A 25,711-nucleotide genomic window follows, 5' to 3' on the forward strand; every position below is an offset into this window, starting at 1 on the left:
AGGGGGGTGTCGGTTGTCATTAGTCGCGAGGATGCACTGAGGATCGGGTTTAACGTCAGCACGCCGCAAGGTGTGCTGTCAAACATTTAAGAAAGGGTAAAATTTTGCTTAATCCGATCATTCGTAAGTTCCAGTACGGTCAGCATACCGTAACCCTGGAAACCGGCATGATGGCGCGTCAGGCGACAGCAGCCGTTATGGTAAGCATGGACGACACCGCGGTATTCGTAACCGTAGTAGGCCAGAAAAAAGCCAAACCGGGCCAGGACTTCTTCCCGCTGACCGTTAACTACCAGGAGCGTACCTACGCTGCCGGTAAAATCCCAGGTGGCTTCTTCCGTCGTGAAGGCCGTCCAAGCGAAGGCGAAACCCTGATCGCGCGCCTGATTGACCGCCCGGTTCGTCCGCTGTTCCCGGAAGGCTTCGTAAACGAAGTTCAGGTTATCGCTACCGTTGTATCCGTTAACCCGCAGGTTAACCCGGACATCGTGGCCATGATTGGTGCTTCCGCAGCCCTCTCTCTGTCCGGTATTCCGTTCAACGGCCCGATCGGCTCTGCGCGTGTTGGTTACATCAACGACCAGTACGTTCTGAACCCGACTCAGGACGAGCTGAAAGAGAGCAAGCTGGACCTGGTGGTTGCCGGTACCGAAGCAGCTGTGCTGATGGTTGAATCCGAAGCAGAACTGCTGAGCGAAGACCAGATGCTGGGCGCGGTGGTGTTTGGCCACGAGCAGCAGCAGATCGTTATCCAGAACATCAACGACCTGGTGAAAGAAGCCGGTAAACCGCGTTGGGACTGGCAGCCGGAAGCGGCAAACGACGCGCTGAATGCACGCGTTGCTGCCCTGGCAGAATCCCGTCTGAGCGATGCTTACCGCATCACCGACAAGCAGGAACGTTACACTCAGGTTGACGCGATCAAATCTGAAACTATCGCTACCCTGGTTGCCGAAGACGAATCTCTGGACGCTAACGAGCTGGGCGACATCCTGCACGCCATCGAGAAAAACGTGGTGCGTAGCCGCGTACTGGCTGGCGAGCCGCGTATCGACGGCCGTGAAAAAGATATGATCCGTGGTCTGGACGTGCGTACTGGCGTGCTGCCGCGTACTCACGGCTCCGCGCTGTTCACCCGTGGCGAAACGCAGGCGCTGGTTACCGCGACCCTGGGTACCGCACGTGACGCGCAGAACATCGACGAGCTGATGGGCGATCGCACCGACAGCTTCCTGTTCCACTATAACTTCCCTCCATACTCCGTGGGTGAAACCGGTATGGTTGGCTCGCCGAAGCGTCGTGAGATTGGTCACGGTCGTCTGGCGAAGCGCGGCGTACTGGCTGTTATGCCGGACATCGAGAAGTTCCCGTACACCGTGCGTGTGGTGTCTGAGATCACCGAATCCAACGGCTCCTCCTCCATGGCTTCCGTGTGCGGCGCGTCGCTGGCACTGATGGACGCCGGTGTGCCGATCAAAGCCGCCGTTGCGGGTATCGCGATGGGTCTGGTGAAAGAGGGCGACAACTTTGTCGTGCTGTCTGACATTCTGGGCGATGAAGATCACCTCGGCGATATGGACTTCAAAGTAGCGGGTTCCCGTGAAGGTATCTCTGCTCTGCAGATGGATATCAAAATTGAAGGTATCACCAAAGAGATCATGCATGCTGCGCTGAACCAGGCGAAAGGTGCACGTCTGCATATCCTGGGCGTGATGGAGCAGGCGATCAACGCGCCGCGTGGCGACATCTCTCAGTTCGCACCGCGTATCCACACTATTAAGATCAGCCCGGACAAGATCAAAGACGTGATCGGTAAAGGCGGCTCTGTGATTCGTGCGCTGACCGAAGAGACCGGCACCACCATCGAAATCGAAGATGACGGTACCGTGAAGATCGCAGCGACCGACGGTGAGAAGGCGAAATATGCTATCCGCCGTATCGAAGAGATCACTGCCGAGATCGAAGTTGGCCGTATCTACAATGGTAAAGTGACCCGTATCGTTGACTTTGGCGCGTTCGTTGCCATCGGCGGCGGTAAAGAGGGTCTGGTACACATCTCTCAGATCGCTGACAAGCGCGTTGAGAAAGTGACCGACTACCTGCAGATGGGTCAGGAAGTACCGGTGAAAGTTCTGGAAGTTGACCGCCAGGGCCGTGTCCGTCTGAGCATCAAAGAAGCAACCGAGCAGTCTCCGTCCGCTGATGCGCCGCAGGCGCCGGCAGCAGACCAGGGCGAGTAACGTTGCCATTAGCTCCTCGCCGCTGGCGGGGAGCTTTTACAACCGGGCAGGATGCCAGCATTGCAGCCGGGGGACAGGACGTTCAACCTTTTGTTGTCTTCGGGAGTAGGAAATGAAGCCTTTTTTGCGCTGGTGTTTCGTTGCGACAGCTCTAACGCTGGCAGGATGCAGCAACTCTGCCTGGCGTAAGAACGAAGTCCTCGCAGTGCCACTGCAACCGACTTTGCAGCAGGAAGTGATTCTGGCACGTATGGAACAAATTCTTGCCAGTCGGGCTTTAACCGATGATGAACGCGCACAGCTTTTATATGAGCGCGGAGTGTTGTATGATAGTCTCGGTCTGAGGGCACTAGCGCGAAATGATTTTTCACAAGCGCTGGCAATCCGACCCGATATGCCTGAGGTGTTTAACTACCTCGGCATTTACTTAACGCAGGCAGGCAATTTTGATGCTGCCTATGAAGCGTTTGATTCTGTACTTGAGCTTGATCCAACTTACAACTACGCGCACTTGAATCGCGGTATCGCTCTCTACTACGGCGGTCGTGACAAGTTAGCGCAAGATGATCTGCTGGCGTTTTATCAAGACGATCCCAACGATCCTTTCCGCAGCCTGTGGCTTTATCTCGCCGAGCAGAAGCTCGATGAGAAGCAGGCGAAAGAAGCACTGGAACAGCGCTTCGAGAAATCGGACAAGGAGCAATGGGGATGGAACATTGTCGAGTTCTACCTGGGCAACATTGACGAAAAAACGTTAATGGAACGCCTGAAGGCGGACGCAACGGATAACACCTCGCTCGCTGAGCATCTCAGTGAAACCAACTTCTATTTAGGTAAGTACTACCTAAGTCTGGGGGAAAAGGACAGCGCTACGGCACTGTTCAAATTAGCGGTTGCTAACAACGTACACAACTATGTTGAGCACCGTTATGCATTGTTGGAATTATCGCTCTTGGGCCAGGAGCAAGACGACCTGGCAGAATCGGACCAGCAATAGCTGACGACATAAACATCAGCCCACAATCTTTTTGATTGCCATCATCTTCACGGGTGAGGGCGTTGTTGTTCGTCAATACACCTACTTTGAGCCGGTTCACACTTTTCAATGAAAATTGCAGATCAATTTCATGATGAGTTATGTAGACTGGCCGCCAATGACATTGAGGCACTCGTACTACATGGCTGAATTCGAAACCACTTTTTCCGATCTTGGGCTGAAACCTTCTATTATTGAGGCGCTTAACGATCTCGGTTACGAAAAACCTTCTCCGATCCAGGCTGAGTGCATCCCGCACCTGCTCTCTGGTCGTGACGTGCTGGGTATGGCCCAGACCGGCAGCGGTAAAACCGCAGCGTTCTCGCTGCCGCTGCTGAACAACATCGATCCGGACCTGCGCGCGCCGCAGATCCTCGTGCTCGCTCCAACCCGTGAACTGGCCGTTCAGGTTGCTGAAGCGATGACTGACTTCTCTAAACATATGCACGGCGTAAACGTGGTTGCCCTTTACGGCGGCCAGCGCTATGACGTGCAGCTGCGCGCCCTGCGCCAGGGCCCACAGATTGTTGTGGGTACGCCGGGCCGTCTGCTCGATCACTTAAAACGTGGCACGCTGAACCTCTCCGGCCTGAAAGGCCTGGTGCTGGACGAAGCGGACGAAATGCTGCGTATGGGCTTCATCGAAGACGTTGAAACCATCATGGCGCAGATCCCGGCTGAACATCAGACCGCGCTCTTCTCCGCCACCATGCCGGAAGCGATCCGCCGCATCACCCGCCGCTTTATGAACGAGCCGCAGGAAGTGCGCATTCAGTCCAGCGTAACTACTCGCCCGGACATCAGCCAGAGCTACTGGTCTGTTTACGGCATGCGTAAAAACGAAGCGCTGGTGCGTTTCCTGGAAGCGGAAGATTTTGATGCGGCGATTATCTTCGTCCGTACCAAAAACGCGACCCTGGAAGTGGCTGAAGCGCTGGAACGTAGCGGCTATAACAGCGCCGCGCTGAACGGTGACATGAACCAGGCGCTGCGTGAGCAGACCCTGGAGCGTCTGAAAGATGGTCGTCTGGACATCCTGATCGCCACCGACGTTGCGGCCCGTGGCCTCGACGTGGAGCGTATCAGCCTGGTTGTTAACTACGACATCCCGATGGACTCCGAGTCTTACGTTCACCGTATCGGCCGTACCGGTCGTGCGGGCCGTGCAGGCCGTGCGCTGCTGTTCGTTGAGAACCGCGAGCGTCGTCTGCTGCGTAACATCGAACGCACCATGAAGCTGACCATTCCAGAAGCCGATCTGCCGAACGCAGAGCTGCTGGGCAAACGCCGTCTGGAAAAATTCGCCGCTAAAGTTCAGCAGCAGCTGGAGAGCAGCGATCTGGATCAGTACCGTGGCCTGCTGGCGCAGATCAAGCCAACGGCAGAAGGTGAAGAGCTGGATCTCGAAACGCTGGCCGCAGCGCTGCTGAAAATGGCTCAGGGCGAACGTTCGCTGATCGTACCGCCAGACGCACCGATGCGTCCGAAGCGTGAGTTCCGCGACCGTGATGACCGTTTCGAGCGCCGTGGCGACCGTAACGATCGTGGCCCGCGTGGCGACCGTCCGGAGCGTGGTGGTGAAGACCGTCCGCGTCGCGAGCGTCGTGATGCTGGCGATATGCAGCTGTATCGCATTGAAGTGGGCCGTGATGACGGCGTGGAAGTTCGTCACATCGTTGGTGCTATTGCTAACGAAGGCGACATCAGCAGCCGTTACATTGGTAACATCAAGCTGTTCGCTTCCCACTCCACCATCGAGCTGCCGAAAGGCATGCCGGGTGAAGTTCTGCAGCACTTCACCCGCACGCGTATTCTGAACAAGCCGATGAATATGCAGCTGCTGGGCGATGCACAGCCGCACGAACGTGGTGAGCGCCGTGGCGGTGACCGTCCGGCTGGCGAACGTCGTAGCTTCGGCGGCGGCGAGCGTCGTGAAGGCGGTCGTGGCCCGCGTCGCGAAGGTTCTGCACCAGCCGGTGCAGGTCGCTTCAGCGGTGAGCGTCGTGAAAGCCGCGGTCCGCGCCGTGATGACGCTTCCACACCGCGCCGTCGTTTCAACAACGATGCCTAAGCGTGTAAGCATAGCAACGTTACTGTAAAGTAAATGTTCCAGCCCCGATCTCAACAATCGGGGCTTTTTTTATCGGTAATGTACTCATGTACTGGTACAATGCGCAGCGAACCGCATTTTAGAGAGAAGAGAGAATGGCTACGCTTTCCACCACCCATACGACCCCGTCGCTGCTTGGCGGCGTGGTGATCATCGCAGGAACCATTATTGGCGCAGGGATGTTCTCTCTGCCGGTGGTGATGTCAGGCGCCTGGTTCTTCTGGTCGCTTGCGGCGCTGGTCTTTACCTGGTTCTGTATGCTGCACTCAGGGTTGATGATCCTGGAGGCCAACCTCAACTACCGCATCGGATCCAGCTTTGACACTATCACCCGTGACCTGCTGGGCAGAGGCTGGAACCTGATCAACGGCGTCTCTATCGCCTTTGTGCTCTATATTCTGACTTACGCCTATATCTCGGCGAGCGGCTCGATTCTGCACCACACTTTTTCCGAGATGTCGCTGAACGTTTCGCCGCGTCTGGCGGGGCTGGGCTTCGCATTAATCGTCGCGTTTATTGTCTGGCTCTCAACCCGCGCGGTTAGCCGCATGACCGCCATCGTGCTGGGCGCTAAGGTCATCACCTTCTTCCTCACCTTTGGCAGCCTGCTGGGGCACGTCGAGCCTGCCACGCTGTTTAACGTGGCCGAAAGCAACGCCTCCTACACGCCGTACCTGTTGATGACCCTGCCGTTCTGTCTCGCCTCGTTTGGCTATCACGGTAACGTGCCGAGCCTGATGAAGTACTACGGCAAGGATCCGCGCACCATCACGCGCTGCATCGCCTACGGCTCGCTGCTGGCGCTGGGTCTGTATACCATCTGGTTGCTGGTGACGATGGGGAATATCACCCGTCCGGCGTTTATCGGCATTGCTCAGCAGGGAGGGAATATAGACGTGCTGGTGCAGGCTCTGAGCGGCGTGCTGAACAGCCGCAGTCTGGATCTGCTTCTGGTCGTCTTCTCTAACTTTGCGGTGGCCAGTTCGTTTCTGGGGGTGACGCTGGGGCTGTTTGATTACCTGGCCGATCTTTTCAAGTTTGACGACTCCGCCAGCGGCCGCTTTAAAACCGCGCTGCTGACCTTCCTGCCGCCGATTGTCGGTGGGCTGCTGTGGCCGAACGGTTTCCTCTACGCCATTGGCTATGCCGGGCTGGCGGCCACCATCTGGGCAGCCATCGTTCCGGCGCTGCTGGCGCGTGCATCACGTAAGCGCTTCGGTAGCCCTACGTTCCGCGTCTGGGGCGGCAAGCCGATGATTGCGCTGATCCTGCTGTTCGGGGTAGGCAACGCCGTGGTGCACCTGCTCTCCAGCTTTAACCTGTTACCCGTGTACCAATAGCACCCGTAGGCCCGGTAAGCGTAGCGCCACCGGGCAATTAAAAAACTACCCTAATAGTTCCTCTTTCACCTGCATCGCCAGCTCGAACGAATGCAGCCGCGCCTGATGATCGAAAATCTGGCCGTTGACCATGATCTCATCGGCCTGAGTTTCACGAAGAATCGACTCCAGCCCGTGACGCACTTTAGTTTTATCTCCTACCAGCGACATGCTCAGCGCCTGCTGGACGCCATACTGCTCGGACGGCGACCAGAAGGATCCCATATCGGCAATCGGCGCTGGCAGCTGGCCGGTTTCGCCCCGGCGCAGCTTCACAAACGCCTGCTGCATTGAGGTAAACAGAAACTCGGCGTCGCGGTTGCTATCGGCGGCAACAATGTTAATGCACACCATCGCATAGGGTTTCTCCAGCCGCGCGGAGGGCTTGAAGTTGGTGCGGTAGAGGTGCAGAGCCTGGAAGAGCATATCCGGGGCAAAGTGCGAGGCAAAGGCAAACGGCAGCCCCAGCTGGGCAGCAAGCTGGGCGCTATAGAGGCTGGAGCCAAGCAGCCACACCGGGATCTTCTCCCCGTAGCCCGGGACCGGACGGACGTGCGGATTCGGATCGCGGGCGTCAAACCAGTCCACCAGCTCCGCCACGTCGCGCGGGAAGTTATCGATATCGCCGCTCATGTGGCGGCGCAGAGCCATCATGGTCCGCTGGTCGCTGCCCGGCGCACGGCCCAGGCCCAGATCGATACGTCCCGGATAGAGCGTATTCAACGTGCCAAACTGCTCGGCGATCACCAGCGGGGCGTGGTTAGGCAGCATCACGCCGCCGGAGCCAAGGTGCAGCGTCTGGGTATTGGCGGCCAGGTAGCCAATCAGCACCGACGTCGCCGCGCTGGCGATGCCGGTCATATTGTGGTGCTCGGCCAGCCAGAAGCGGCGATAGCCGCGCTTCTCTGCCAGCTGGGCTAAATCCAGGGAGCGGTGGAACGCATCACGGGCCGTAGCGCCCTGCGGGATCGGGGCTAAGTCCAGCACCGAGAAGGAAACGGTTTTGTCAGTCATCATATGCTCACTTTGTCGACGGCAATCTTTTAATACTGCATTAAAAATTGATTACCGTAGTTAACAAAGTGAGCTTTTTTTCATACCAGCTCGAGGCCAGCGAGGCGCTTCCAGTAGCCGTTGCAGTCGCTGTTTGCCGTCAGCGGCAACGGCGCAGCACCGTTTTCATTGGCGCGGAAGGCGTCGAGCATGGCAAAGGTCTCCGTCCCCAGCGGTGAGAGGCGCACCATATCCACCAGCCCCTGCATTGAGGTCAGCTCGTTGCCGAGGTTGTAGATATAGCCGCTCATGGTCTGGATGCCGTTCAGGACAAACACCTGTTGGTTCTCCTGGGTGAGCACGTTGCGCCCGGTGGGATACTTAATGCAGCAGGTTTCGCACTCGTCCTTAGGGCGATCCTCGGAGCGGGCGGTAAAGCAGCGGGCGGAGTAGGCCAGCGGCAGATGGCCGTAGCTCAATACCTCCACCTCAAACTGCTCGCGGATGCCTAGCTCGTCGCACTGATTAAGCAGGTTCGCCAGCCAGTCGCGGGACAGCTCCACCGGCATACACCAGCGCACCATGCCCTGCTTCAGCAGCAGGCGCAGGGTGACCGCGTTATAGCAGTTCAGGGCGTGCCCAGCGACAAACGGCAGCTTACGTTCGGCGCACATGTTCACTACGCCCAGATCGCTCGCCTCCAGCAGGAAATCACCGTTCTCCACGTAGCGCTTAAGCTCGCCCAGCTCCGAGGCGGCCTGCACCAGCGCCAGAGTAGAGAGCACGACCTGTTTACCGCTCCCGGCGAGGGATTTAGCCATTGCCAGCCAGTCGCCTACTTTTGTAGCTCGCCGCTTGCTGCATACCGCTTCGCCCAGATAGATGGTATCGGCGCTGCTGCTGGCCGCCTGCCGGTAGAAATCCTCCAGCGTCTCTTTTGACCAGTAGTAGAGAACCGGTCCTAATGAATATTTCATTTTATCTCTCACTGCCATTTACGGTGATACGCGCCAAGAGTTGTCTGCGTTCCTTCAGACATTGCGCCGAGGGTCTCCATCCATGCCGGCTGTGGGGCATAGCTTTCCGGTGAGGCCATGCAGCGGTCGATGGCCTGACGCCACACCTTTGCCACCTGGCTGACGTAGGCCGGGCTGCGCTGGCGTCCCTCGATCTTCACCGAGGCGATATTTGCCTTCAACAGCTCGGGCAGCAGCTCCAGCGTATTCAGGCTGGTTGGCTCTTCCAGCACGTGGTAGCGCTCGTCGTCGACGTGGTAGCGGCCTTTGCACAGCGTCGGATAGCCTGCGTTCTCACCCTCCTGATAGCGGTCAATTAGCACCTCATTAAGGCGCGACTCCAGCCCCTGCGGCGTCTGCTGCCAGCGGACAAAGCGGGCAGGGGAGCAGGCCCCTACGGTATTAGGCGATTCACCGGTTAACCATGAGGAGAGGTAGCAGCGTCCCTCGGCCATAATGCACAGGCTGCCGAAGGCAAACACCTCCAGCGGCACCGGCGAGGTGCGGGCCAGCTGTTTCACCTGATGGATCGACAGCACGCGCGGCAGCACTACGCGGGCAACGTCAAAGTGGCGGTGGTAGAAGCGGATCGCCTCGTCGTTGGTGGCGGAGGCCTGCACCGAGACGTGGCGTTCAATGTGCGGATAGCGCTCGGCGGCGTACTCCAGCATCGCCAGATCGGCGAGGATCAGCGCGTCAGCCCCCAGCTGGGCGGCCATATCCACCGCCCGCTGCCAGCGAACGTAGCCGTCGGGGTGGGCAAAAGTATTGATCGCAATATGCAGCTTTTTACGCCGCTGGTGGACGAAATTGACTGCTTCCTGCAGCTTCTTCTCAGTGAAGTTGAGACCCGCAAAATGACGGGCGTTGGTATCATCCTTCAGGCCTATATAGACAGCGTCGGCACCGTTTTCGATAGCCGCCTTCAATGCCGGTAGGTTTCCGGCCGGGCAGAGCAACTCCATAGTGTATCCCAGGTCAGGGGCCGGGTGGCCCGCATGCACCGTAAGGTGCAAAAATTGTTAACGAACTGGGATTTTAGTTAACCCTTCGGCGACAATTTTTGATTTAAGGCAGCTAATCGCGTATTGATGGGGGGAATAGGGGGTAGTTTCATCTGCGCAATTGTTGATTTATGCCGCTATGTGAGTTCGGGGTTATGGCAGAATAGCCAGACTTTTCATATCAGGGAGTAAAGCTTGTGTTGGATATACTGCGCTCACGTCTCGTTCATGCCGCGCCGTCTCTGCTGCGCGTGCCGGTGAAGCTCGCGCCTTTTACGCTTAAACGTCAGGTGCTGGAGCAGCTTCTGCGCTGGCAGTTTCAGCAGGCGCTGGCAGATGGCGAGCTGGAGTTCCTGGAGGGTCGCTGGTTGAGCATTGAAGTACGCGATATTGGCCTCAGGTGGTTTACTTCCGTTGAGAATGAGCAGTTAATTGTGCGTGAGTCTGCCGCTGCCGACGTTAGCTTTAGCGCCGATGCCAGCGATCTGCTGATGATTGCCGCACGCAAGCAGGATCCGGACACGCTGTTCTTCCAGCGCCGGCTGGTGATTGAAGGCGATACCGAACTGGGGTTATACGTTAAGAACCTGATGGACGCCATTGAGCTGGAGCAGATGCCTAAACCGCTGCGCATCATGCTGCTGCAACTGGCGGAGTTCGTCGAGGCTGGCCTGCAAGCGCCGCCTGCGACTAAACCAACTTCTGTAGGTGAGCCATGCTAATTCGAGTCGAAATACCTATCGATGCGCCAGGCATTGATGCACTTCTCCGCCGCGCGTTCGACGGGGATAGCGAAGCTAACCTGGTCCACTCCCTGCGGGAAGACGGCTTGATTACCCTGGGGCTTGTCGCCACCGATGATGAAGGTCAGGTTGTCGGCTACGTTGCCTTTAGCCCGGTGGACGTTGAGGGTGAAGATCTGCAGTGGGTCGGCCTTGCGCCGCTGGCGGTAGATGAGCACTATCGTGGCCAGGGGCTGGCACGCCAGCTGGTTTATGAAGGGCTGGATTCGCTCAACGAGTTCGGTTACGCCGCCGTGGTTGCGCTGGGTGAGGCCGGCTTCTATCAGCGTCTCGGCTTTGAGCGGGCGGCACACTACGATCTCCACTGCCGCTGGCCGGGCACGGAGAGCGCCTTCCAGGTACATCGCCTGGCGGATGATGCCTTAAACGGCGTGCATGGCCTGGTGGAGTATCACGAACACTTCAATCGTGTTTAAGCGGCTGGGGCAGCAAGGCCGCCAGCAGCGTATCAAACGATCCATCCCCGGCAACGAGGCGCTCTTTCTGGCGCTTCGTTAGCTGTTTGATCCGGTACTCAATTTTCAAAGCTAGTGAGCGCTCACCTACTGGTGCTGAAAAGGCCAGTTGCAGCGCCCCTTTGCCGCGCAGCGCCTTTGCCCCTTTCCCTGTCTGATGCTGGGTGAAACGGCGGGCAACGTCAGTGGTGATGCCAGTATAGAGGGCATCATCGGCGGTACGGATAAGATATAAAAACCAGGGCGTCATAGCGTGATTTAACAGGATAAGGTGATCGCACCTTAGCATGAGGTAGATAAAAAATGGAAACTCTCCCCGCCATTCATCGCTGGCTGGCCAAACAGCACGTGGTCACCTGGTGCGTCGCCAGCGAAGGCGATCTATGGTGCGCCAACGCTTTTTACTACTACGATCCGCAGCGGATTGCTTTCTACGTAATGAGTGAGGATCGCACCCGCCATGCGCAGATGAGTGGTCATCACGCCCCGGTTGCGGGCACGGTTAACGGCCAGCCGAAGACGGTCGCCCTCATTCGCGGCGTACAGTTTAAAGGCGAGATTAGGCGTCTGGAGGGGGCGGAAAGCGAGGCCGCGCGTGAGCGCTATAACCGTCGCTTTCCGGTTGCCAGAGCGATGTCGGCCCCGGTATGGGAGATCTTACTGGACGAAATAAAGTTTACCGACAACACCCTGGGTTTTGGCAAAAAGCTTCACTGGCTACGGGGATCAGTTCCCCAGTAGACGCAGAGTTTCCCGGTTAAATGCGGGCAGATCGTCAGGCGTACGGCTGGTGATCAGCTGATCGTTATCATTCACCACTTCCTGATCGTAGAACTCCACGCCGGCGTTTTTCAGATCGATAACGATCGGCTTAACCGCCGTCAGCTTACGTCCGCGAACCACTTCAGCGCTGATCAGCAGCTGCGGGCCGTGGCAAATAGCAAATACTGGCTTGCCGGAGTTCACAAAATCGCGGGTAAAGGAGACAAAGCGCTCGTCGCCGCGCAGGGAGTCCGGAGAGTGACCGCCTGGCAGCAGCAGGGCATCAAACTCTGCTGGGGTTACCTCATCAATCGACTTATCAATGGTGACGCTGGCTTCGCCCTGTTTCCCCTTCACGGTTTTCCCGGCTTCCTTCTCAATGGTGATAACCTCGTGGCCCGCTTTACGGTACGCTTCGGCCGGGGAAGTAAATTCTGAATCTTCAAAGTCGTCAGTGATCAAGACTGCGATTTTCTTGCCCATGTTTCCTCCATTGTTTTAGCTCTGGATGGGTTATTTCGCCATCTATCGTTAATAATGACGTATATACAAGTGTGGTTCAGCGACCTCACATTGCAAGGCGGACTAATCTGCAAAAGGAGGCGAGATGAGTCAGGTACTGATTACCGGAGCGACCGGGCTGGTTGGCTCCCACCTGCTGCGTATGCTGATTCAGGAGCGGCGGGTCAACTATATTGCCGCCCCGACACGGCGGCCTCTGCTGGGCATGCCGGGGGTATTTAACCCCTGCGATCGCCAGCTCACCGATGCGCTGGCCCAGGTCACCGATCCTATCGACATGGTCTTCTGCTGCCTCGGCACGACCCGCCGGGAAGCAGGCAGCAAAGAGGCGTTTATTCATGCTGACTACACGCTGGTAGTGGATACCGCGCTGGCCGGACTGCGGCTCGGGGCCAAGCATATGCTGGTGGTTAGCGCGATGGGTGCCAATGCCAGCTCGCCCTTTTTCTATAACCGGGTGAAAGGGAAGATGGAAGAAGCCTTGATCGCCCAGGATTGGCCGCGCCTGACCTTTGCCCGTCCGGCAATGCTGCTGGGCCGCCGGGCGAAACAGCGGTTTGGTGAATCCCTGCTGGGGCCGATGCTGCACCTGCTGCCCGGCAAGTGGAAATCCATTGAGGCACGCGACGTAGCCCGTGCGATGCTCTTGACGGCGTTCTCCCCCTGCCGCGAGAGGGTCACTTTTTTGACCTCCGAGCAGCTGCATGCGATTGCCATCGGGGAGGAGAATTAACTGTTTCCAAAAGTGTCCAGTCAGGCGTAGTATCTTCCGGCCAATAATAATCCATACATCTTTCCGGGGAATGCAATGACTGGTCAGTCTTCATCTCAGGCGGTAACACCTGTCCAATGGTGGAAGCCCGCACTCTTTTTTCTCGTCGTTATCGTTGGGCTCTGGTATGTAAAGTGGCAGCCCTACTACGGTAAGGCCTTTACCGCCGCCGAAACCCACAGCATCGGCAAATCCATTCTTGCTAACGCCGAAGCCAATCCGCTGCGAGCCGCACTCGATTACGCGATGGTCTACTTCCTCGCGGTCTGGAAAGCAGCGGTGCTGGGCGTCCTTCTCGGCTCGCTAGTGCAGGTGCTTATTCCCCGCGACTGGCTGCTGCGTACTCTCGGCCAGAAGCGCGTTGGCGGCACGCTGTTTGGCACGCTCTTCTCTCTGCCGGGCATGATGTGCTCCTGCTGTGCCGCACCGGTTACCGCCGGGCTGCGTCGCCAACAGGTGTCGATGGGCGGCGCGCTGGCGTTCTGGATGGGTAACCCGCTGCTGAACCCGGCGACGCTGGTATTTATGGGCTTTGTGCTGGGCTGGCACTTCGCTCTGATTCGCTTGCTAGCCGGTCTGGCGATTGTGCCGGGCGTGGCCCTGCTGGTGCAGCGCTGGGTGAAGGAGAGCAACCGTCCCTCGCCGTTGCCTGAAACGGTCATCGCCGCCGAGCCGCAGGGCGGATTTATGGCGCGCTGGGGCCGGGCACTGTGGACGCTGTTCTGGAGCACCATCCCGGTCTACATTCTGGCGGTTCTGCTGCTGGGTGCGGCGCGGGTCTGGCTCTTCCCCCATGCCGATGGCGCTATCGACAACTCACTGCTGTGGGTAATGGGGATGGCTATCGTTGGCTGCCTGTTTGTCATCCCGACGGCGGCGGAAATTCCTATCGTGCAGACCATGATGATGGCTGGGATGGGCGTGGCTCCCGCGCTGGCGCTGCTCATCACGCTGCCTGCGGTAAGCCTGCCGTCGCTGATTATGCTGCGCAAATCCTTCCCGGCGAAGGCGCTGTGGCTAACCGGTGGACTGGTGGCTGTGGGGGGAATGATTGTGGGAGCGCTGGCTTTACTGTAAGAAAAACGCCGGATGGCGCTGCGCTTATCCGGCCTACGGAACGTGTAGGCCCGGTAAGCTTCGCGCCACCGGGCGTTATTAACTCACTACTTAATAAACGTAAACGCCGTAGTGACGTGCTTGACGCCCGACACGCGGCTGGCGGTATCGGCGGCGGCGGCGGCTTCACGCTCCGTCACCAGTCCCAGCAGGAACACCTCGCCGTTTTCGGTGGTCACCTTCACGTTCGACGATTTCACCTGATCGCTACCCAGCAGCTGAGAGCGCACCTTGGTGGTGATCCAGGTGTCTGACGAGGCGGTGCCGAGGCTAATCGGCTGACCCTGGCGGATCTCGTTATAGACCTCCGTTGCCCCCTCGACCCCCATCGCAATCTGCTTCGCACGCGAGGCCAGTTCGGTATTCGGTGCCTGGCCGACCAGCAGGACTTTACCCTGGTAAGCGGTCACGTTGATGCGTGCGCTCTTCTTAATCTGCTCGTCTTTAGCCAGCGCGCTGTTAACGCGCAGCTCCAGCGTTCCGTCATCAACCTGCGTGCCCACGGTACGCGGATCGGTGGCTGCTTTGGTGCCTACGGCAGCGCTGCCGACCACGGCCGCTGCGACACATCCCTGAAGCAGCAGCGCGGAGAGTATTACCGCAAGGGGCGTAAATGCCTTCATGTCTACTCCTTAATCATCCTGGTGAGGAAAAAGCGTGTTATCAATCAGATCGCAAAGGCAGTTCACCGTCAGCATATGCATCTCGTGAATGCGTGCGCTGCGGTGGGAAGGAATACGAATTTCGACATCCTGTGGTCCCAGAAGACCCGCCAGCTCGCCGCCGTCGTAGCCGGTGAGGGCAACGATGGTCATATCGCGCGTGACGGCTGCCTCAACGGCCTTTACGATATCCCGGCTGTTACCCCGGGCGGAGATCGCCAGCAGCACGTCGCCGGCATGACCGAGTGCGCGCACCTGTTTGGCATAGATCTCATCATGCAGCCGATCGTTGGCGATCGCGGTTAAGACCACGTTATCAGTATTTAGTGCAATCGCCGGCAGGCTCGGACGCTCGGTTTCGAAGCGATTGATCATGCTGGCAGCAAAATGCTGGGCGTTGGCGGCAGAGGTACCGTTGCCACAGCAGAGGATTTTGTTACCGTTAAGCAGGGAGTGAACCAGGGTCATGGCTGCACGGGAGATCGCATCCGGCAGGGCTTCCGCCGCCGCAATCTGGGTTTGAATACTTTCCGTAAAGCAGACTTTAATTCTTTCGAGCACGGTGATCCCTATTTGTCAGCTAGTATGAGTGGTCATTAAAGGCGTCTTGTATCCACTCCACGTCGTTTCCGGTGAAGGCTACCACATCGAACCGGCAATCCACAGTGTCAAAACTCCCATTGTGCCGGGCAAGCCAAAAACGCGCCGCCGACAGAAGTTTCAACTGTTTACTGCGGGTAATGCTGGCCGCTGCGCCACCGTAGCGGGCCGTTTTACGGTAGCGAACCTCAACGAAGACGGTTGTTGGACCCTGGCGCATAATCAGGTCAATCTCGCCGCCACGTGAACGCACGTTGGCGGCGATAAAACGCAGTCCTTTGCCCTCCAGCCAGCGGCGCGCCGTTGCTTCCCACGCGTCGCCGGCCTGTTTACGGCTTAACTGGCCGGGACGATCTGCCCCTGCTGGTATTTGAGCCATGATAACTTCCTGTTAATCACGCAGTCTGGAGTAGCCGAGAGATCGCCGGTATTGCCGCTGATCTCAAAGCCAGGAACCTGGCGCATCTGGGCGAAGTGGTTAGCCAGCGCCCACGCATCAACGCCCATGGCATACAGGCGTGCCAGCGAGTAGTCGTTGTTGACGCTGCCCAGCGCCTGCTGCATCAGCGCAGGGTTGCTGCCTGCCAGCATCGGGATTTCGCTAAACTGTAATCCCTCCATCTCGAGACGGAAGTCGGGGCCAGCGCCGCCCTGAGCGCTGCGCGAGCTGGCGTAGAGAGCCGCACCGCTGTGGCTGCCGGTGCGCATAGCGATCATCGGCTTGATGAGCGCGATCTCGTTCGGCGTTGCCAGGATATAGGCCGCATCGACGTTGCCACCGCCGGTGATCTGCGCTTCGGTCGGCGGAGCAGGGATGGTCAGGCCGCCGATAGTCACCCCCTGCTGCTGCGGCAGGCTGGAGGTCACCGGCGTGCCGGTCAGAGCGATACCGGACCCGCCGTTAATACCCATCTTCAGTTCAGCCGTGGAGCCGAACTTCTGCTGCAGCACGGTGCCGCCGCCCAGTTTCTGCCACTCATCGGCAAAGGCGGTGGTGACCCGATCACCCAGCGAGCTGCGCGGAACCAGCAGCAGCGGTGCGCGGCGGCCCTGATCCCACATATGGTGGGCGGCGTCGCGGGCCTCATCTTCCGGCGAGAGGGCGAAGTAGCAGATGTTCGCCCGGCTCTGCACCGACTCTGGCTGGTTCAGGGCCAGCACGTTAAGGGCGGTGTTGCTGCGCATCAGCTCTTCAACGTTACCCTTTAACAGCGGCCCCACTACGATACTGGCACCATCCTGCTGGACCTGGTTGAGGATCTGATCGAGCGGCTGCGAGCTGGTGTCGTAAATTTTCAGCTCGGCAGAGGGATTCGCCGGCGCGCTGGCTACCGCTGGGGTCGCGGCTGGCGGTGCCTGTGTTTCAGGGGCACTCACTGGCGCGGCTGTGTCCGCGGGTGCTGGGGCCTGAGTCGCTTCAGGGGCGGTCACCGGGGCCTCTACCGGTGCGGCAGGCTGCGTTTGGGTCAGCTCATCCACCGGTGCCTGGGAGGGGCTAACCACGTCAGCGTCTCCCGTTGTCGCCGCCTGGGCAACCTGGACAGGCGTTGCCGGGCCGCTCACGGCAGGTGCGCCGTTCTTCGCCGCTTCAAAACCCTGCTGGATAGCACGGCCATAAACCGCGGCCTGGCCGTTCAGCGGCAGCAGCAGAGCAATTTTGTTGGTAGAAGCCGGTTTAAAATTTTGCACGTTGGTTAACGCGGTCGGCAGCATCTTCGCACCGGGGTTTTGCGGATAGCGGGTCTGCCAGTCGCTGATCCCTGCCTTCAGCATGTTTGGATCGGTACGGTTATCGAACCAGACGCGCTGGAGATCAAGCCAGCCCTGCAGTACGTTCTCATCGGCGTTGATCACCAGCGCCTGCGCCTGCTCCGGCGTCATAGAGGAGAGTGCCTGCCAGGTCGCGTCGATATTTTTCTGCTTATCCTTCGCTGCCAGCAGCGGCTCCTGGGCAATTAAGGCCCGCAGCAGCGTCAGCGACGGACGGCCCTGGCTGGCGTCGATCTGCGCCTGCCAGTAGCGTGCCAGCTGGTTACCCTCGAAATCGGCGGGCTTCAGCTTATCCAGCAGCGCCTGCGCGCCAGCAAAATCCTTCTGCACCAGCTTAAGCTCAACGGCCAGCAGCGACTGCTCTTTACGCTGGGTATCGGTCAGCTCCTGCGGCAGCTGGCTAAACAGCTCACCCGCCTGCTGGCTTTTGCCCTCTTTCAGCAGGGCACGAATGGCGAGTAATTGCCAGTTGGTCTTGGTATCATCAGTGCTTTGCTGCATCTGGCTGAGATAAAAGCCAGAATCAGCCTGCGCCGTGCCCTGCATGTGCGCGCTGCTCTGGTCTGGCGTCTGTGTACCACAGCCGGCAAAAAGCAGGGCGGCGAGTACGACGGGCAGACAACGCGCTGCTTTTAAACGGAAAAATGTTGACTGTACCATTCTGTATCCAGTGATATTTTTTTCGCAATGCTCAATATTAAATCGGCAATACGGATGAAACAATGAAACAACACGAATCGGCGGAGAATTCTCAAGGTCAGCTCTATATTGTACCCACGCCAATCGGGAATTTGGCTGATATCACCCAGCGCGCGCTGACCGTGTTGCAAAGCGTTGATTTAGTTGCCGCAGAGGATACCCGCCACACTGGCCTGCTGTTGCAGCATTTCGCCATTAGCGCCCGCCTGTTTGCGCTTCACGACCACAACGAGCAGCAGAAGGCGGAGACGCTGGTGGCGAAGCTTAAAGAGGGGCAGAACATCGCCCTCGTTTCCGACGCCGGAACGCCGCTGATCAACGATCCCGGCTATCACCTGGTACGCTCCTGCCGCGAGGCGGGGATCCGCGTGGTGCCGCTCCCTGGCCCCTGCGCCGCTATCGCCGCCCTCAGCGCCGCCGGGCTGCCGTCGGATCGCTTCTGCTATGAAGGCTTCCTGCCTGCCAAATCCAAAGGTCGCCGCGACACGCTAAAAGCGCTGGAGGCCGAGCCGCGCACCCTGATCTTCTATGAATCTACCCACCGCCTGCTGGATAGCCTGGAGGACATCTGTACCGTGCTGGGCGAATCCCGCTACGTGGTGCTGGCCCGTGAGCTGACCAAAACCTGGGAGTCGATCCACGGCGCGCCTATCGGCGAGCTGCTGGCGTGGGTGAAGGAAGACGAAAACCGCCGTAAAGGGGAGATGGTGCTGATCGTCGAAGGGCATAAGGCTCAGGAGGAGGATCTGCCTGCCGACGCGCTGCGCACCCTGGCGCTGCTGCAGGCTGAGCTGCCGCTGAAAAAAGCCGCCGCGCTGGCCGCGGAGATCCACGGCGTGAAGAAGAACGCCCTCTATAAGTACGCCCTGGAGCAGCAGGAATAAGGTTACCGACATTCAGCGTGTCGGAAGAATGTCGGAAGAAATTGCTGATGTACCGTAGGCCGGGCAAGCGCAGCGCCGCCCGGCAAAAACATCACGTCACCGGAGCCGGGTTAAACACCGCCAGCTGGTTGTGTAGGCCCCACTGATCCGAGAAGGTTTTCTTGCGGCCGCTGGCCACGTCAAGGATGAAGCGGAACAGCTTCCAGCCGACGTCCTCAATGCTCTCTTCGCCGGTCGCAATCGTTCCGGCGTTGATATCCATCAGATCGTACCAGCGGTTAGCCAGCTCGGTACGGGTCGCCATCTTGATTACCGGCACCGCCACCAGGCCGTACGGCGTACCGCGCCCGGTGGTGAATACCTGGACGGTGATCCCGGAAGCTACCTGCTGAGTGCCGCAAACGAAGTCGCTGGCAGGGGTAGCCGCGTAGATCAGGCCACGCTTCGTTGGGCGCTGGCCCGGGGAGAGCACTTCCACGATGGCGCTCTGACCGGATTTAGCGATAGAGCCAAGCGCTTTCTCAACCACGTTAGCCAGGCCGCCTTTCTTGTTACCTGGCGAGGGGTTGGCGCTGCGGTCGGTTTTACCCATGTCGAGATAGTTATCGTACCAGGCCATCTCCTCCAGCAGGCGTTTACCCACCTCCTCGTTGATCGCGCGCGGGGTGAGAAGATGGATAGCATCACGCACCTCGGTCACTTCAGAGAACATCACTGTCGCACCGCAGCGGACCAGCAGGTCAGAGGCATAGCCTACCGCCGGGTTAGCGGTTACGCCGGAGAAGGCGTCGCTGCCGCCGCACTGCATACCCACTACCAGCTCGGAAGCCGGGCAGGTTTCACGCTGGCGAGCGTTGAGCTTGATGAGGTGGCGCTCGGCAACCTGAAGAATATCGTCAACCATCGAGCGGAAGCCGACGTGCTGCTCATCCTGCAGGCGCACGATGCTGGCGCTGTCGACCGCGATAGCCTGCACGTCTTCCGTCCCCTGCAGCAGGCGCTCCGGCTGGAGCTTCTCACAGCCGAGGCCTACCACCATCACTTCGCCGCCGAAGTTGGGGTTCAGGGCGATGTTATGGATGGTGCGGATAGGCACCACCGCTGCCGGGGCATTGATCGCCACGCCACAGCCGTAGAGGTGGTTCAGACCGACCACGCCGTCAACGTTCGGGTATTTCGGCAGCAGGTCGCGCTCGATAATTTTAACCACGTAGTCCACCACGCCCGCGACGCAGTGTACGCTGGTGGTGATACCCAGCAGGTTTTTCGTCCCGACGCTGCCGTCGGCGTTGCGATAGCCTTCAAAGGTGTAACCCTCAAGGGCGGGCAGCGGCTCCGGCACCTTAGTTGCCAGCGGCAGGGTGTTTAGCGGCGGTGCTGTCGGCAACTCCACGGTGGACTCATCGATCCAGCTGCCCCGGGCAATATCGCGCACCGCGTAGCCGATCACTTCACCGTAGCGGACAATGTCACCGTGCGCGGGAATATCCACCAGCGCCACTTTATGCCCCTGTGGGATATGCTCAATGAGTTCAAGCCCATCCGGGAAACGCGTCCCGGCTCTTAAGCCATTGTCATTGACAATAATCGCCACGTTATCGGTTTCATGAACCTTAATATAAAACGCCGTTGGCGATTCTTGTCTAATTTCGATGTCGGCCATTGTCCAGTATTCTCCGCCAGGTATGGGATAACAAAAACGGGAAAATGCGTATCATGTTTCTTGTTATCGGAAATAAACAACATTGCTATGGAATAAATAGTGTCAGGAGTTTCCGGTGAAGAATGTGATCCAGATCACTCATTATTGCTGTAACAGGCCCGGCGGCAGGGCGAATGCCTAAATCTGTGGATCAGCGCCCAGCGACTTGTGCATATGCTCAATATAATCGCTTAAAGTCATTTATTAATTGAGCAAAGCAACAATGCGTGATGTTTGTGGCCTGATTATACTGATTCACGATTTCATTGCATCTGGTTAGTTACCTGATATTACCTGCTATCGATAAATAATCAGGAAAATACACCTCATATAACGATAAGAATAGAGTACCGTGCCCGAGGATAAATAAATGATACTGGATACTGCCGTTGAATCAAAAAAGGGTATGCCTACCCGCTATTTAATCTTGCTCATTATCTTTATCGTTACGGCGATTAACTATGCGGACCGCGCAACGCTCTCCATTGCCGGGACCGAAGTCGCCAAAGAGTTACAGCTCAGCGCCGTCTCTATGGGCTACATCTTCTCCGCCTTCGGCTGGGCCTACCTGCTGATGCAGATCCCCGGCGGCTGGCTGCTGGACCGCTACGGTTCGAAAAAAGTATACACTTACAGCCTCTTTTTCTGGTCGCTGTTCACCTTCCTGCAAGGGTTTGTGGATGTCTTCCCGCTGGCCTGGGCTGGCGTTTCGATGTTCATCATGCGCTTTATGCTCGGCTTCTCTGAAGCGCCTTCGTTCCCGGCGAACGCCCGTATTGTTGCCGCCTGGTTTCCGACCAAAGAGCGCGGCACGGCGTCGGCGATTTTCAACTCTGCCCAGTACTTCTCTCTGGCGCTCTTCTCCCCGCTGCTGGGCTGGCTGACCTTCGCCTGGGGTTGGGAACATGTGTTTACGGTGATGGGCGTGATTGGCTTTGTGCTGACCGGTATGTGGGTGAAATTTATCCATAACCCAACCGACCATCCGAACATGTCCGCCAGCGAGCTGGAGTACATCACCAAAGGCGGTGCGGTGGTTGATATGGATCACAAAAAGCCGGGTGCGGCGGCTGGCGGTCCGAAAATGCACTACATCAAGCAATTATTGACCAACCGCATGATGCTGGGCGTGTTCTTCGGTCAGTATTTTATCAACACCATCACGTGGTTCTTCCTCACCTGGTTCCCTATCTACCTGGTGCAGGAGAAGGGGATGTCGATTCTGAAAGTGGGCCTGGTGGCCTCTATCCCGGCGCTGTGCGGTTTTGCTGGTGGCGTGCTGGGCGGGGTCTTCTCGGATCACCTGATCAAACGTGGCGCAACCATCACCCTGGCGCGTAAGCTACCTATCGTTCTGGGCATGCTGTTGGCGTCGAGCATCATTCTGTGTAACTACACCGATAACACTACCCTGGTGGTCACGCTGATGGCGCTGGCATTCTTCGGGAAAGGGTTTGGTGCTCTTGGCTGGCCGGTCATCTCCGACACCGCGCCAAAAGAGATTGTTGGACTGTGCGGCGGGGTATTTAACGTGTTTGGCAACGTGGCCTCCATTGTCACTCCGCTGGTAATTGGTTACCTGGTCAGCGAGCTGCACTCCTTTAACGCTGCACTGGTGTTCGTCGGCTGTTCAGCACTGATGGCGATGTTCTGCTACCTGTTCGTGGTGGGCGACATCAAGCGTATGGAACTGCGGAATTAAGCAACGGTTACTTCAAGGTATAGATGATGACTAACGATATCTTCCCTAACAAATTCAAGGCTGCGCTGGCAGCGCATCAGATTCAGATTGGCTGCTGGTCCGCGCTGGCAAGCCCAATCAGCACCGAAGTGCTGGGCCTGGCGGGCTTTGACTGGCTGGTGCTGGACGGCGAACATGCGCCGAACGATGTTACGACCTTTATCCCGCAGCTGATGGCCCTGAAGGGCAGCAGCAGCGCACCGGTGGTTCGCGCCCCGGCTAACGATCCAATTGCTATTAAGCGCCTGCTGGATATCGGCTTCTACAACTTCCTGATCCCGTTTGTCGAGAGCGAAGAGGAGGCCGTACTGGCAGTCGCCTCTACCCGCTATCCGCCAGAGGGCATTCGCGGCGTATCGGTCTCCCACCGCGCCAACATGTTTGGCACCGTGCCGGACTACTTCGGCCAGGCAAACAAGAACATCACTATTCTGGTACAGATTGAGAGCCAGCAGGGCGTGGATAACGTCGATGCCATCGCCGCTACCGACGGCGTGGACGGGATCTTCGTTGGTCCAAGCGACCTTGCTGCCGCGCTGGGCCACTTAGGCAATGCATCGCACCCGGAAGTACAGCGCTGCATCCAGCACATTTTTGCCCGTGCGAAAGCGCACGGTAAGCCAAGCGGCATCCTCGCGCCGGTAGAGGCCGATGCGCGCCGCTACCTGGAGTGGGGCGCAACCTTCGTTGCCGTTGGCAGTGACCTGGGCGTATTCCGCGCCGGAACCCAGCGCTTAGCTGATTCATTTAAGAAATAACCACCACCGAACTGAAGAGAGAGACGCACTATGACACTGAAAGTTGGTTTCATTGGCCTGGGCATTATGGGTAAACCAATGAGTAAAAACCTCATTAAAGCCGGTTACTCGCTGGTGGTTTCTGACCGTAATCATGAGGCGGTTGCTGAAGTGATTGCTGCCGGTGCAGAAACTGCCTCTACGGCAAAAGAGATTGCCGAGCAGTGTGATGTGATCATCACCATGCTGCCGAACTCCCCGCATGTGAAAGAGGTGGCGCTGGGTGAAGGCGGCATTATCGAAGGCGCGAAAGCGGGTACCGTGCTGATCGATATGAGCTCCATTGCACCGCTGGCCAGCCGTGAAATCAGCGACGCGCTGCAGGCGAAAGGCGTACAGATGCTGGACGCACCGGTGAGCGGCGGGGAACCGAAAGCGATCGACGGCACACTCTCCGTGATGGTTGGCGGCGACAAGGCGCTGTTCGATAAGTACTACGATCTGTTGAAAGCGATGGCTGGCTCAGTGGTGCACACCGGTGATATCGGCGCGGGCAACGTGACCAAGCTGGCAAACCAGGTGATCGTGGCGCTGAATATTGCCGCCATGTCTGAGGCTCTGAGTCTGGCAACCAAAGCAGGCGTGAACCCGGATCTGGTATTCCAGGCTATCCGCGGCGGCCTGGCGGGCAGCACCGTGCTGGAGGCGAAAGCGCCGATGGTACTGGATCGCAACTTCAAGCCAGGTTTCCGTATCGATCTGCACATCAAAGATCTGGCGAACGCGCTGGATACCTCCCACGGCGTGGGCGCGCAGCTGCCGCTGACCGCGGCGGTGATGGAGATGATGCAGGCGCTGCGTGCTGACGGTCACGGCAACGACGACCATAGCGCCCTTGCGTGCTACTACGAAAAACTGGCGAAGGTAGAAATCGCTCGCTAACAAAAAACGGGCGCGGCGACGCGCCCGGAATCTATGCCGCGTGCAGTAACAGGCTACTGATATGAAAATCGTAATCGCCCCAGACTCTTATAAAGAAAGCCTCTCTGCTACCGAGGTAGCCCAGGCGATAGAAAAAGGCTTCCGGGAAATTTTTCCGGACGCGCAGTACGTCTCCGTTCCGGTCGCCGACGGTGGGGAAGGAACGGTCGAGGCGATGATTGCCGCCACCCAGGGTGCGGAGCATACGGCATCGGTGACCGGCCCGCTGGGGGAGCGCGTTGACGCCCGCTGGGGGATGTCCGGCGACGGTAACACCGCCTTTATCGAGATGGCCGCTGCCAGCGGACTGGCCCTCGTGCCACCTGAACAACGTAACCCGTTGATTACCACCTCGCGCGGCACCGGGGAGCTGATCCTGCACGCGCTGGAGCACGGCGCACGGCATATCATTATTGGCATTGGCGGCAGCGCCACTAACGACGGCGGCGCAGGCATGGTGCAGGCGCTGGGCGCGAAGCTGTGTGATGCGAACGGCACTGAGATTGGCCACGGCGGCGGCAGCCTGATGAGCCTCAACACCATCGACATCAGCGGGCTGGATCCGCGTCTGGCAGCGTGCACCATCCGTGTCGCCTGCGATGTGACGAACCCGCTGACGGGGGAGCAGGGCGCATCGCGCATCTTTGGCCCGCAGAAAGGGGCCACCGAAGCGCAGATCGTTGAGCTGGACAGCAACCTCAATCACTACGCCGACGTGATTAAAAGATCCCTGCGCGTGGACGTAAAGAACGTACCTGGCGCAGGCGCGGCGGGCGGTATGGGCGCGGCGCTGATGGCTTTCCTGGGCGCTGAACTACGCAGCGGCATTGAGATCGTCACCCAGGCGCTGAACCTGGAAGAGCATATTCACGACTGCACGCTGGTGGTCACCGGCGAAGGTCGAATCGATAGCCAGAGCATTCACGGCAAGGTGCCTGTGGGCGTGGCGAACGTTGCCAAGAAATACCATAAGCCGGTGATCGGCATTGCGGGCAGCCTGACGCGCGACGTAGGCGTCGTGCATCAGTACGGTATCGATGCGGTATTTAGCGTGCTGACCAGCATCGGCACGCTGGAAGAGGCCTTCCGTGGCGCATTCGACAATATCTACCGCGCTTCACGCAACATTGCCGCCACCCTACGGGTCGGGATGTTGACGGAGGGGTGACAGCGGGGCGTAAACCCTCTATACTGCGCGCCGAAGCTGACCAGACAGTCGCCGCTTCGTCGTCGTCCTCTTTCGGGGGAGACGGGCGGAGGGGAGGAAAGTCCGGGCTCCATAGGGCAAGGTGCCAGGTAACGCCTGGGGGGTGTCACAGCCCACGACCAGTGCAACAGAGAGCAAACCGCCGATGGCCCACGCAAGTGGGATCAGGTAAGGGTGAAAGGGTGCGGTAAGAGCGCACCGCGCGGCTGGTAACAGTCCGTGGCACGGTAAACTCCACCCGGAGCAAGGCCAAATAGGGGTTCATAAGGTACGGCCCGTACTGAACCCGGGTAGGCTGCTTGAGCCAGTGAGCGATTGCTGGCCTAGATGAATGACTGTCCAACGACAGAACCCGGCTTATCGGTCAGTTTCACTCTTTACACAGAACCCCGCCTCGGCGGGGTTTTTTGTTTTTTACGGTAAGTCATTCTGCGTGATCCCTTTCACACATACACCCGCGTTAGAATATTTTTATTTATTCAGATGGAAGCGCAGCGGTGGTTTCTCTCACTCTCTCATT

25 protein-coding genes and 1 other RNA gene are annotated in these 25,711 nt (G+C 58.4%); 16 read left to right on the forward strand and 10 right to left on the reverse strand.

Annotated elements, in window-relative coordinates; translation table 11 throughout:
• The first annotated feature begins 104 nt into the window (after window positions 1–104).
• The 5 genes from pnp to mtr all read left to right on the forward strand — a co-directional run bounded on the left by pnp (window position 105) and on the right by mtr (window position 6,726).
• On the forward strand, window positions 105–2,240 hold the full coding sequence (pnp, locus tag RTM13_RS10665) for a polyribonucleotide nucleotidyltransferase (protein WP_103821329.1): 2,136 nt from the start codon (window positions 105–107) through the stop codon (window positions 2,238–2,240).
• Between the two features lie 112 nt (window positions 2,241–2,352).
• The gene (nlpI, locus tag RTM13_RS10670; protein WP_042390165.1) at window positions 2,353–3,237 is read left to right on the forward strand and encodes a lipoprotein NlpI; all 885 of its coding nucleotides are present in this window, start codon (window positions 2,353–2,355) and stop codon (window positions 3,235–3,237) included.
• A 108-nt stretch (window positions 3,238–3,345) separates the two neighbouring features.
• Window positions 3,346–3,426, forward strand: coding sequence for a protein YrbN (gene yrbN, locus RTM13_RS10675; protein WP_131406004.1), 81 nt, complete (start codon window positions 3,346–3,348; stop codon window positions 3,424–3,426).
• Window positions 3,419–5,347 (forward strand): DEAD/DEAH family ATP-dependent RNA helicase, encoded by a 1,929-nt coding sequence (locus RTM13_RS10680; protein ID WP_312212008.1) that lies wholly within the window; start codon window positions 3,419–3,421, stop codon window positions 5,345–5,347. The genes yrbN and RTM13_RS10680 overlap by 8 nt, the downstream gene beginning before the upstream one ends.
• Window positions 5,348–5,481: 134 nt before the next feature.
• The gene (mtr, locus tag RTM13_RS10685; RefSeq protein WP_312212009.1) at window positions 5,482–6,726 is read left to right on the forward strand and encodes a tryptophan permease; all 1,245 of its coding nucleotides are present in this window, start codon (window positions 5,482–5,484) and stop codon (window positions 6,724–6,726) included.
• 45 nt (window positions 6,727–6,771) lie between these two features.
• On the opposite strand, the gene RTM13_RS10690 is transcribed toward mtr, so the two are convergent.
• The 3 genes from RTM13_RS10690 to RTM13_RS10700 all read right to left on the reverse strand — a co-directional run bounded on the left by RTM13_RS10690 (window position 6,772) and on the right by RTM13_RS10700 (window position 9,739).
• Window positions 6,772–7,779, reverse strand: coding sequence for a luciferase-like monooxygenase (locus RTM13_RS10690; RefSeq protein WP_312212215.1), 1,008 nt, complete (start codon window positions 7,777–7,779; stop codon window positions 6,772–6,774).
• A gap of 80 nt (window positions 7,780–7,859) precedes the next feature.
• Complete coding sequence (locus RTM13_RS10695; RefSeq protein ID WP_312212010.1) at window positions 7,860–8,753, reverse strand: U32 family peptidase; 894 nt, start codon at window positions 8,751–8,753, stop codon at window positions 7,860–7,862.
• Complete coding sequence (locus RTM13_RS10700) at window positions 8,744–9,739, reverse strand: peptidase U32 family protein (RefSeq protein ID WP_312212011.1); 996 nt, start codon at window positions 9,737–9,739, stop codon at window positions 8,744–8,746. The genes RTM13_RS10695 and RTM13_RS10700 overlap by 10 nt, the downstream gene beginning before the upstream one ends.
• A gap of 236 nt (window positions 9,740–9,975) precedes the next feature.
• Here RTM13_RS10700 and RTM13_RS10705 point away from each other — a divergent pair, with 236 nt between their 5' ends.
• Entirely contained in the window at window positions 9,976–10,500 is a 525-nt protein-coding gene (locus RTM13_RS10705; RefSeq protein WP_312212012.1) for an SCP2 domain-containing protein, read from the forward strand.
• Entirely contained in the window at window positions 10,494–10,997 is a 504-nt protein-coding gene (locus RTM13_RS10710) for an N-acetyltransferase (RefSeq protein WP_312212013.1), read from the forward strand. Before RTM13_RS10705 ends, RTM13_RS10710 begins: the two co-directional genes overlap by 7 nt.
• Here the strand turns inward: RTM13_RS10710 and RTM13_RS10715 are convergent.
• Complete coding sequence (locus RTM13_RS10715) at window positions 10,984–11,286, reverse strand: GIY-YIG nuclease family protein (RefSeq protein WP_312212014.1); 303 nt, start codon at window positions 11,284–11,286, stop codon at window positions 10,984–10,986. The genes RTM13_RS10710 and RTM13_RS10715 overlap by 14 nt on opposite strands.
• A gap of 53 nt (window positions 11,287–11,339) precedes the next feature.
• On the opposite strand from RTM13_RS10715, the gene RTM13_RS10720 reads away from it, so the two are divergent.
• Complete coding sequence (locus RTM13_RS10720; RefSeq protein ID WP_312212015.1) at window positions 11,340–11,777, forward strand: YhbP family protein; 438 nt, start codon at window positions 11,340–11,342, stop codon at window positions 11,775–11,777.
• Here RTM13_RS10720 and RTM13_RS10725 read toward each other — a convergent pair.
• Window positions 11,763–12,281, reverse strand: a complete 519-nt coding sequence (locus RTM13_RS10725) for a type 1 glutamine amidotransferase domain-containing protein (RefSeq protein ID WP_312212016.1) — start codon at window positions 12,279–12,281, stop codon at window positions 11,763–11,765. The two genes, RTM13_RS10720 and RTM13_RS10725, sit on opposite strands and share 15 nt — an antisense overlap.
• Before the next feature lie 124 nt (window positions 12,282–12,405).
• On the opposite strand from RTM13_RS10725, the gene RTM13_RS10730 reads away from it, so the two are divergent.
• Together RTM13_RS10730 and RTM13_RS10735 are read left to right on the forward strand one after the other, a co-directional pair.
• On the forward strand, window positions 12,406–13,053 hold the full coding sequence (locus tag RTM13_RS10730) for an NAD-dependent epimerase/dehydratase family protein (protein ID WP_312212017.1): 648 nt from the start codon (window positions 12,406–12,408) through the stop codon (window positions 13,051–13,053).
• Window positions 13,054–13,128: 75 nt separating this feature from the next.
• On the forward strand, window positions 13,129–14,169 hold the full coding sequence (locus RTM13_RS10735) for a permease (protein ID WP_312212018.1): 1,041 nt from the start codon (window positions 13,129–13,131) through the stop codon (window positions 14,167–14,169).
• A gap of 86 nt (window positions 14,170–14,255) precedes the next feature.
• Here RTM13_RS10735 and dolP read toward each other — a convergent pair whose 3' ends face one another.
• From dolP to RTM13_RS10755, 4 genes are read right to left on the reverse strand one after another with little or no spacing between them, the layout of a single operon-like run.
• Window positions 14,256–14,831 (reverse strand): division/outer membrane stress-associated lipid-binding lipoprotein, encoded by a 576-nt coding sequence (dolP, locus tag RTM13_RS10740; RefSeq protein ID WP_312212019.1) that lies wholly within the window; start codon window positions 14,829–14,831, stop codon window positions 14,256–14,258.
• 9 nt (window positions 14,832–14,840) lie between these two features.
• Complete coding sequence (diaA, locus tag RTM13_RS10745) at window positions 14,841–15,431, reverse strand: DnaA initiator-associating protein DiaA (RefSeq protein ID WP_103821315.1); 591 nt, start codon at window positions 15,429–15,431, stop codon at window positions 14,841–14,843.
• Window positions 15,432–15,450: 19 nt separating this feature from the next.
• Window positions 15,451–15,849, reverse strand: coding sequence for a YraN family protein (locus tag RTM13_RS10750; RefSeq protein ID WP_312212020.1), 399 nt, complete (start codon window positions 15,847–15,849; stop codon window positions 15,451–15,453).
• Window positions 15,807–17,900, reverse strand: a complete 2,094-nt coding sequence (locus RTM13_RS10755) for a penicillin-binding protein activator (protein WP_312212021.1) — start codon at window positions 17,898–17,900, stop codon at window positions 15,807–15,809. Before RTM13_RS10755 ends, RTM13_RS10750 begins: the two co-directional genes overlap by 43 nt.
• A 62-nt stretch (window positions 17,901–17,962) precedes the next feature.
• On the opposite strand from RTM13_RS10755, the gene rsmI reads away from it, so the two are divergent.
• On the forward strand, window positions 17,963–18,823 hold the full coding sequence (rsmI, locus tag RTM13_RS10760; protein WP_312212022.1) for a 16S rRNA (cytidine(1402)-2'-O)-methyltransferase: 861 nt from the start codon (window positions 17,963–17,965) through the stop codon (window positions 18,821–18,823).
• A gap of 91 nt (window positions 18,824–18,914) precedes the next feature.
• Here the strand turns inward: rsmI and garD are convergent, their stop codons facing one another.
• Window positions 18,915–20,486 (reverse strand): galactarate dehydratase, encoded by a 1,572-nt coding sequence (gene garD, locus RTM13_RS10765; RefSeq protein ID WP_312212023.1) that lies wholly within the window; start codon window positions 20,484–20,486, stop codon window positions 18,915–18,917.
• 409 nt (window positions 20,487–20,895) lie between these two features.
• Between garD and RTM13_RS10770 the strand changes: the two genes are divergently transcribed.
• The 5 genes from RTM13_RS10770 (at window position 20,896) to rnpB (ending at window position 25,567) form a co-directional block, all read left to right on the forward strand.
• Window positions 20,896–22,227: an MFS transporter gene (locus RTM13_RS10770; protein ID WP_312212024.1), complete on the forward strand. Its 1,332-nt coding sequence runs from the start codon at window positions 20,896–20,898 to the stop codon at window positions 22,225–22,227.
• A gap of 26 nt (window positions 22,228–22,253) precedes the next feature.
• On the forward strand, window positions 22,254–23,024 hold the full coding sequence (gene garL, locus RTM13_RS10775; RefSeq protein ID WP_042390201.1) for a 2-dehydro-3-deoxyglucarate aldolase: 771 nt from the start codon (window positions 22,254–22,256) through the stop codon (window positions 23,022–23,024).
• Between the two features lie 30 nt (window positions 23,025–23,054).
• Entirely contained in the window at window positions 23,055–23,945 is an 891-nt protein-coding gene (gene garR / locus RTM13_RS10780) for a 2-hydroxy-3-oxopropionate reductase (RefSeq protein WP_312212025.1), read from the forward strand.
• Between the two features lie 61 nt (window positions 23,946–24,006).
• The gene (gene garK / locus RTM13_RS10785; RefSeq protein ID WP_312212026.1) at window positions 24,007–25,152 is read left to right on the forward strand and encodes a glycerate 2-kinase; all 1,146 of its coding nucleotides are present in this window, start codon (window positions 24,007–24,009) and stop codon (window positions 25,150–25,152) included.
• A gap of 32 nt (window positions 25,153–25,184) precedes the next feature.
• Window positions 25,185–25,567: RNase P RNA component class A (gene rnpB, locus RTM13_RS10790), an RNA gene on the forward strand.
• Window positions 25,568–25,711: the final 144 nt, after the last annotated feature.

This window comes from Pseudescherichia sp., assembly GCF_031979925.1.
In the GTDB taxonomy this organism is placed as follows: domain Bacteria; phylum Pseudomonadota; class Gammaproteobacteria; order Enterobacterales; family Enterobacteriaceae; genus Pseudescherichia.

What these genes read in the sequence shown, in the direction of transcription:
- nlpI (WP_042390165.1), top strand. Translation starts at nt 2,353, where the DNA reads ATGAAGCCTTTTTTGCGCTGGTGTTTCGTTGCGACAGCTCTAACGCTG.
- yrbN (WP_131406004.1), top strand. Translation starts at nt 3,346, where the DNA reads ATGAAAATTGCAGATCAATTTCATGATGAGTTATGTAGACTGGCCGCC.
- RTM13_RS10680 (WP_312212008.1), top strand. Translation starts at nt 3,419, where the DNA reads ATGGCTGAATTCGAAACCACTTTTTCCGATCTTGGGCTGAAACCTTCT.
- mtr (WP_312212009.1), top strand. Translation starts at nt 5,482, where the DNA reads ATGGCTACGCTTTCCACCACCCATACGACCCCGTCGCTGCTTGGCGGC.
- RTM13_RS10690 (WP_312212215.1), bottom strand. Translation starts at nt 7,779, where the DNA reads ATGACTGACAAAACCGTTTCCTTCTCGGTGCTGGACTTAGCCCCGATC.
- RTM13_RS10695 (WP_312212010.1), bottom strand. Translation starts at nt 8,753, where the DNA reads ATGGCAGTGAGAGATAAAATGAAATATTCATTAGGACCGGTTCTCTAC.
- RTM13_RS10700 (WP_312212011.1), bottom strand. Translation starts at nt 9,739, where the DNA reads ATGGAGTTGCTCTGCCCGGCCGGAAACCTACCGGCATTGAAGGCGGCT.
- RTM13_RS10710 (WP_312212013.1), top strand. Translation starts at nt 10,494, where the DNA reads ATGCTAATTCGAGTCGAAATACCTATCGATGCGCCAGGCATTGATGCA.
- RTM13_RS10715 (WP_312212014.1), bottom strand. Translation starts at nt 11,286, where the DNA reads ATGACGCCCTGGTTTTTATATCTTATCCGTACCGCCGATGATGCCCTC.
- RTM13_RS10720 (WP_312212015.1), top strand. Translation starts at nt 11,340, where the DNA reads ATGGAAACTCTCCCCGCCATTCATCGCTGGCTGGCCAAACAGCACGTG.
- RTM13_RS10725 (WP_312212016.1), bottom strand. Translation starts at nt 12,281, where the DNA reads ATGGGCAAGAAAATCGCAGTCTTGATCACTGACGACTTTGAAGATTCA.
- RTM13_RS10730 (WP_312212017.1), top strand. Translation starts at nt 12,406, where the DNA reads ATGAGTCAGGTACTGATTACCGGAGCGACCGGGCTGGTTGGCTCCCAC.
- RTM13_RS10735 (WP_312212018.1), top strand. Translation starts at nt 13,129, where the DNA reads ATGACTGGTCAGTCTTCATCTCAGGCGGTAACACCTGTCCAATGGTGG.
- dolP (WP_312212019.1), bottom strand. Translation starts at nt 14,831, where the DNA reads ATGAAGGCATTTACGCCCCTTGCGGTAATACTCTCCGCGCTGCTGCTT.
- RTM13_RS10750 (WP_312212020.1), bottom strand. Translation starts at nt 15,849, where the DNA reads ATGGCTCAAATACCAGCAGGGGCAGATCGTCCCGGCCAGTTAAGCCGT.
- RTM13_RS10755 (WP_312212021.1), bottom strand. Translation starts at nt 17,900, where the DNA reads ATGGTACAGTCAACATTTTTCCGTTTAAAAGCAGCGCGTTGTCTGCCC.
- rsmI (WP_312212022.1), top strand. Translation starts at nt 17,963, where the DNA reads ATGAAACAACACGAATCGGCGGAGAATTCTCAAGGTCAGCTCTATATT.
- garD (WP_312212023.1), bottom strand. Translation starts at nt 20,486, where the DNA reads ATGGCCGACATCGAAATTAGACAAGAATCGCCAACGGCGTTTTATATT.
- RTM13_RS10770 (WP_312212024.1), top strand. Translation starts at nt 20,896, where the DNA reads ATGATACTGGATACTGCCGTTGAATCAAAAAAGGGTATGCCTACCCGC.
- garL (WP_042390201.1), top strand. Translation starts at nt 22,254, where the DNA reads ATGACTAACGATATCTTCCCTAACAAATTCAAGGCTGCGCTGGCAGCG.
- garR (WP_312212025.1), top strand. Translation starts at nt 23,055, where the DNA reads ATGACACTGAAAGTTGGTTTCATTGGCCTGGGCATTATGGGTAAACCA.
- garK (WP_312212026.1), top strand. Translation starts at nt 24,007, where the DNA reads ATGAAAATCGTAATCGCCCCAGACTCTTATAAAGAAAGCCTCTCTGCT.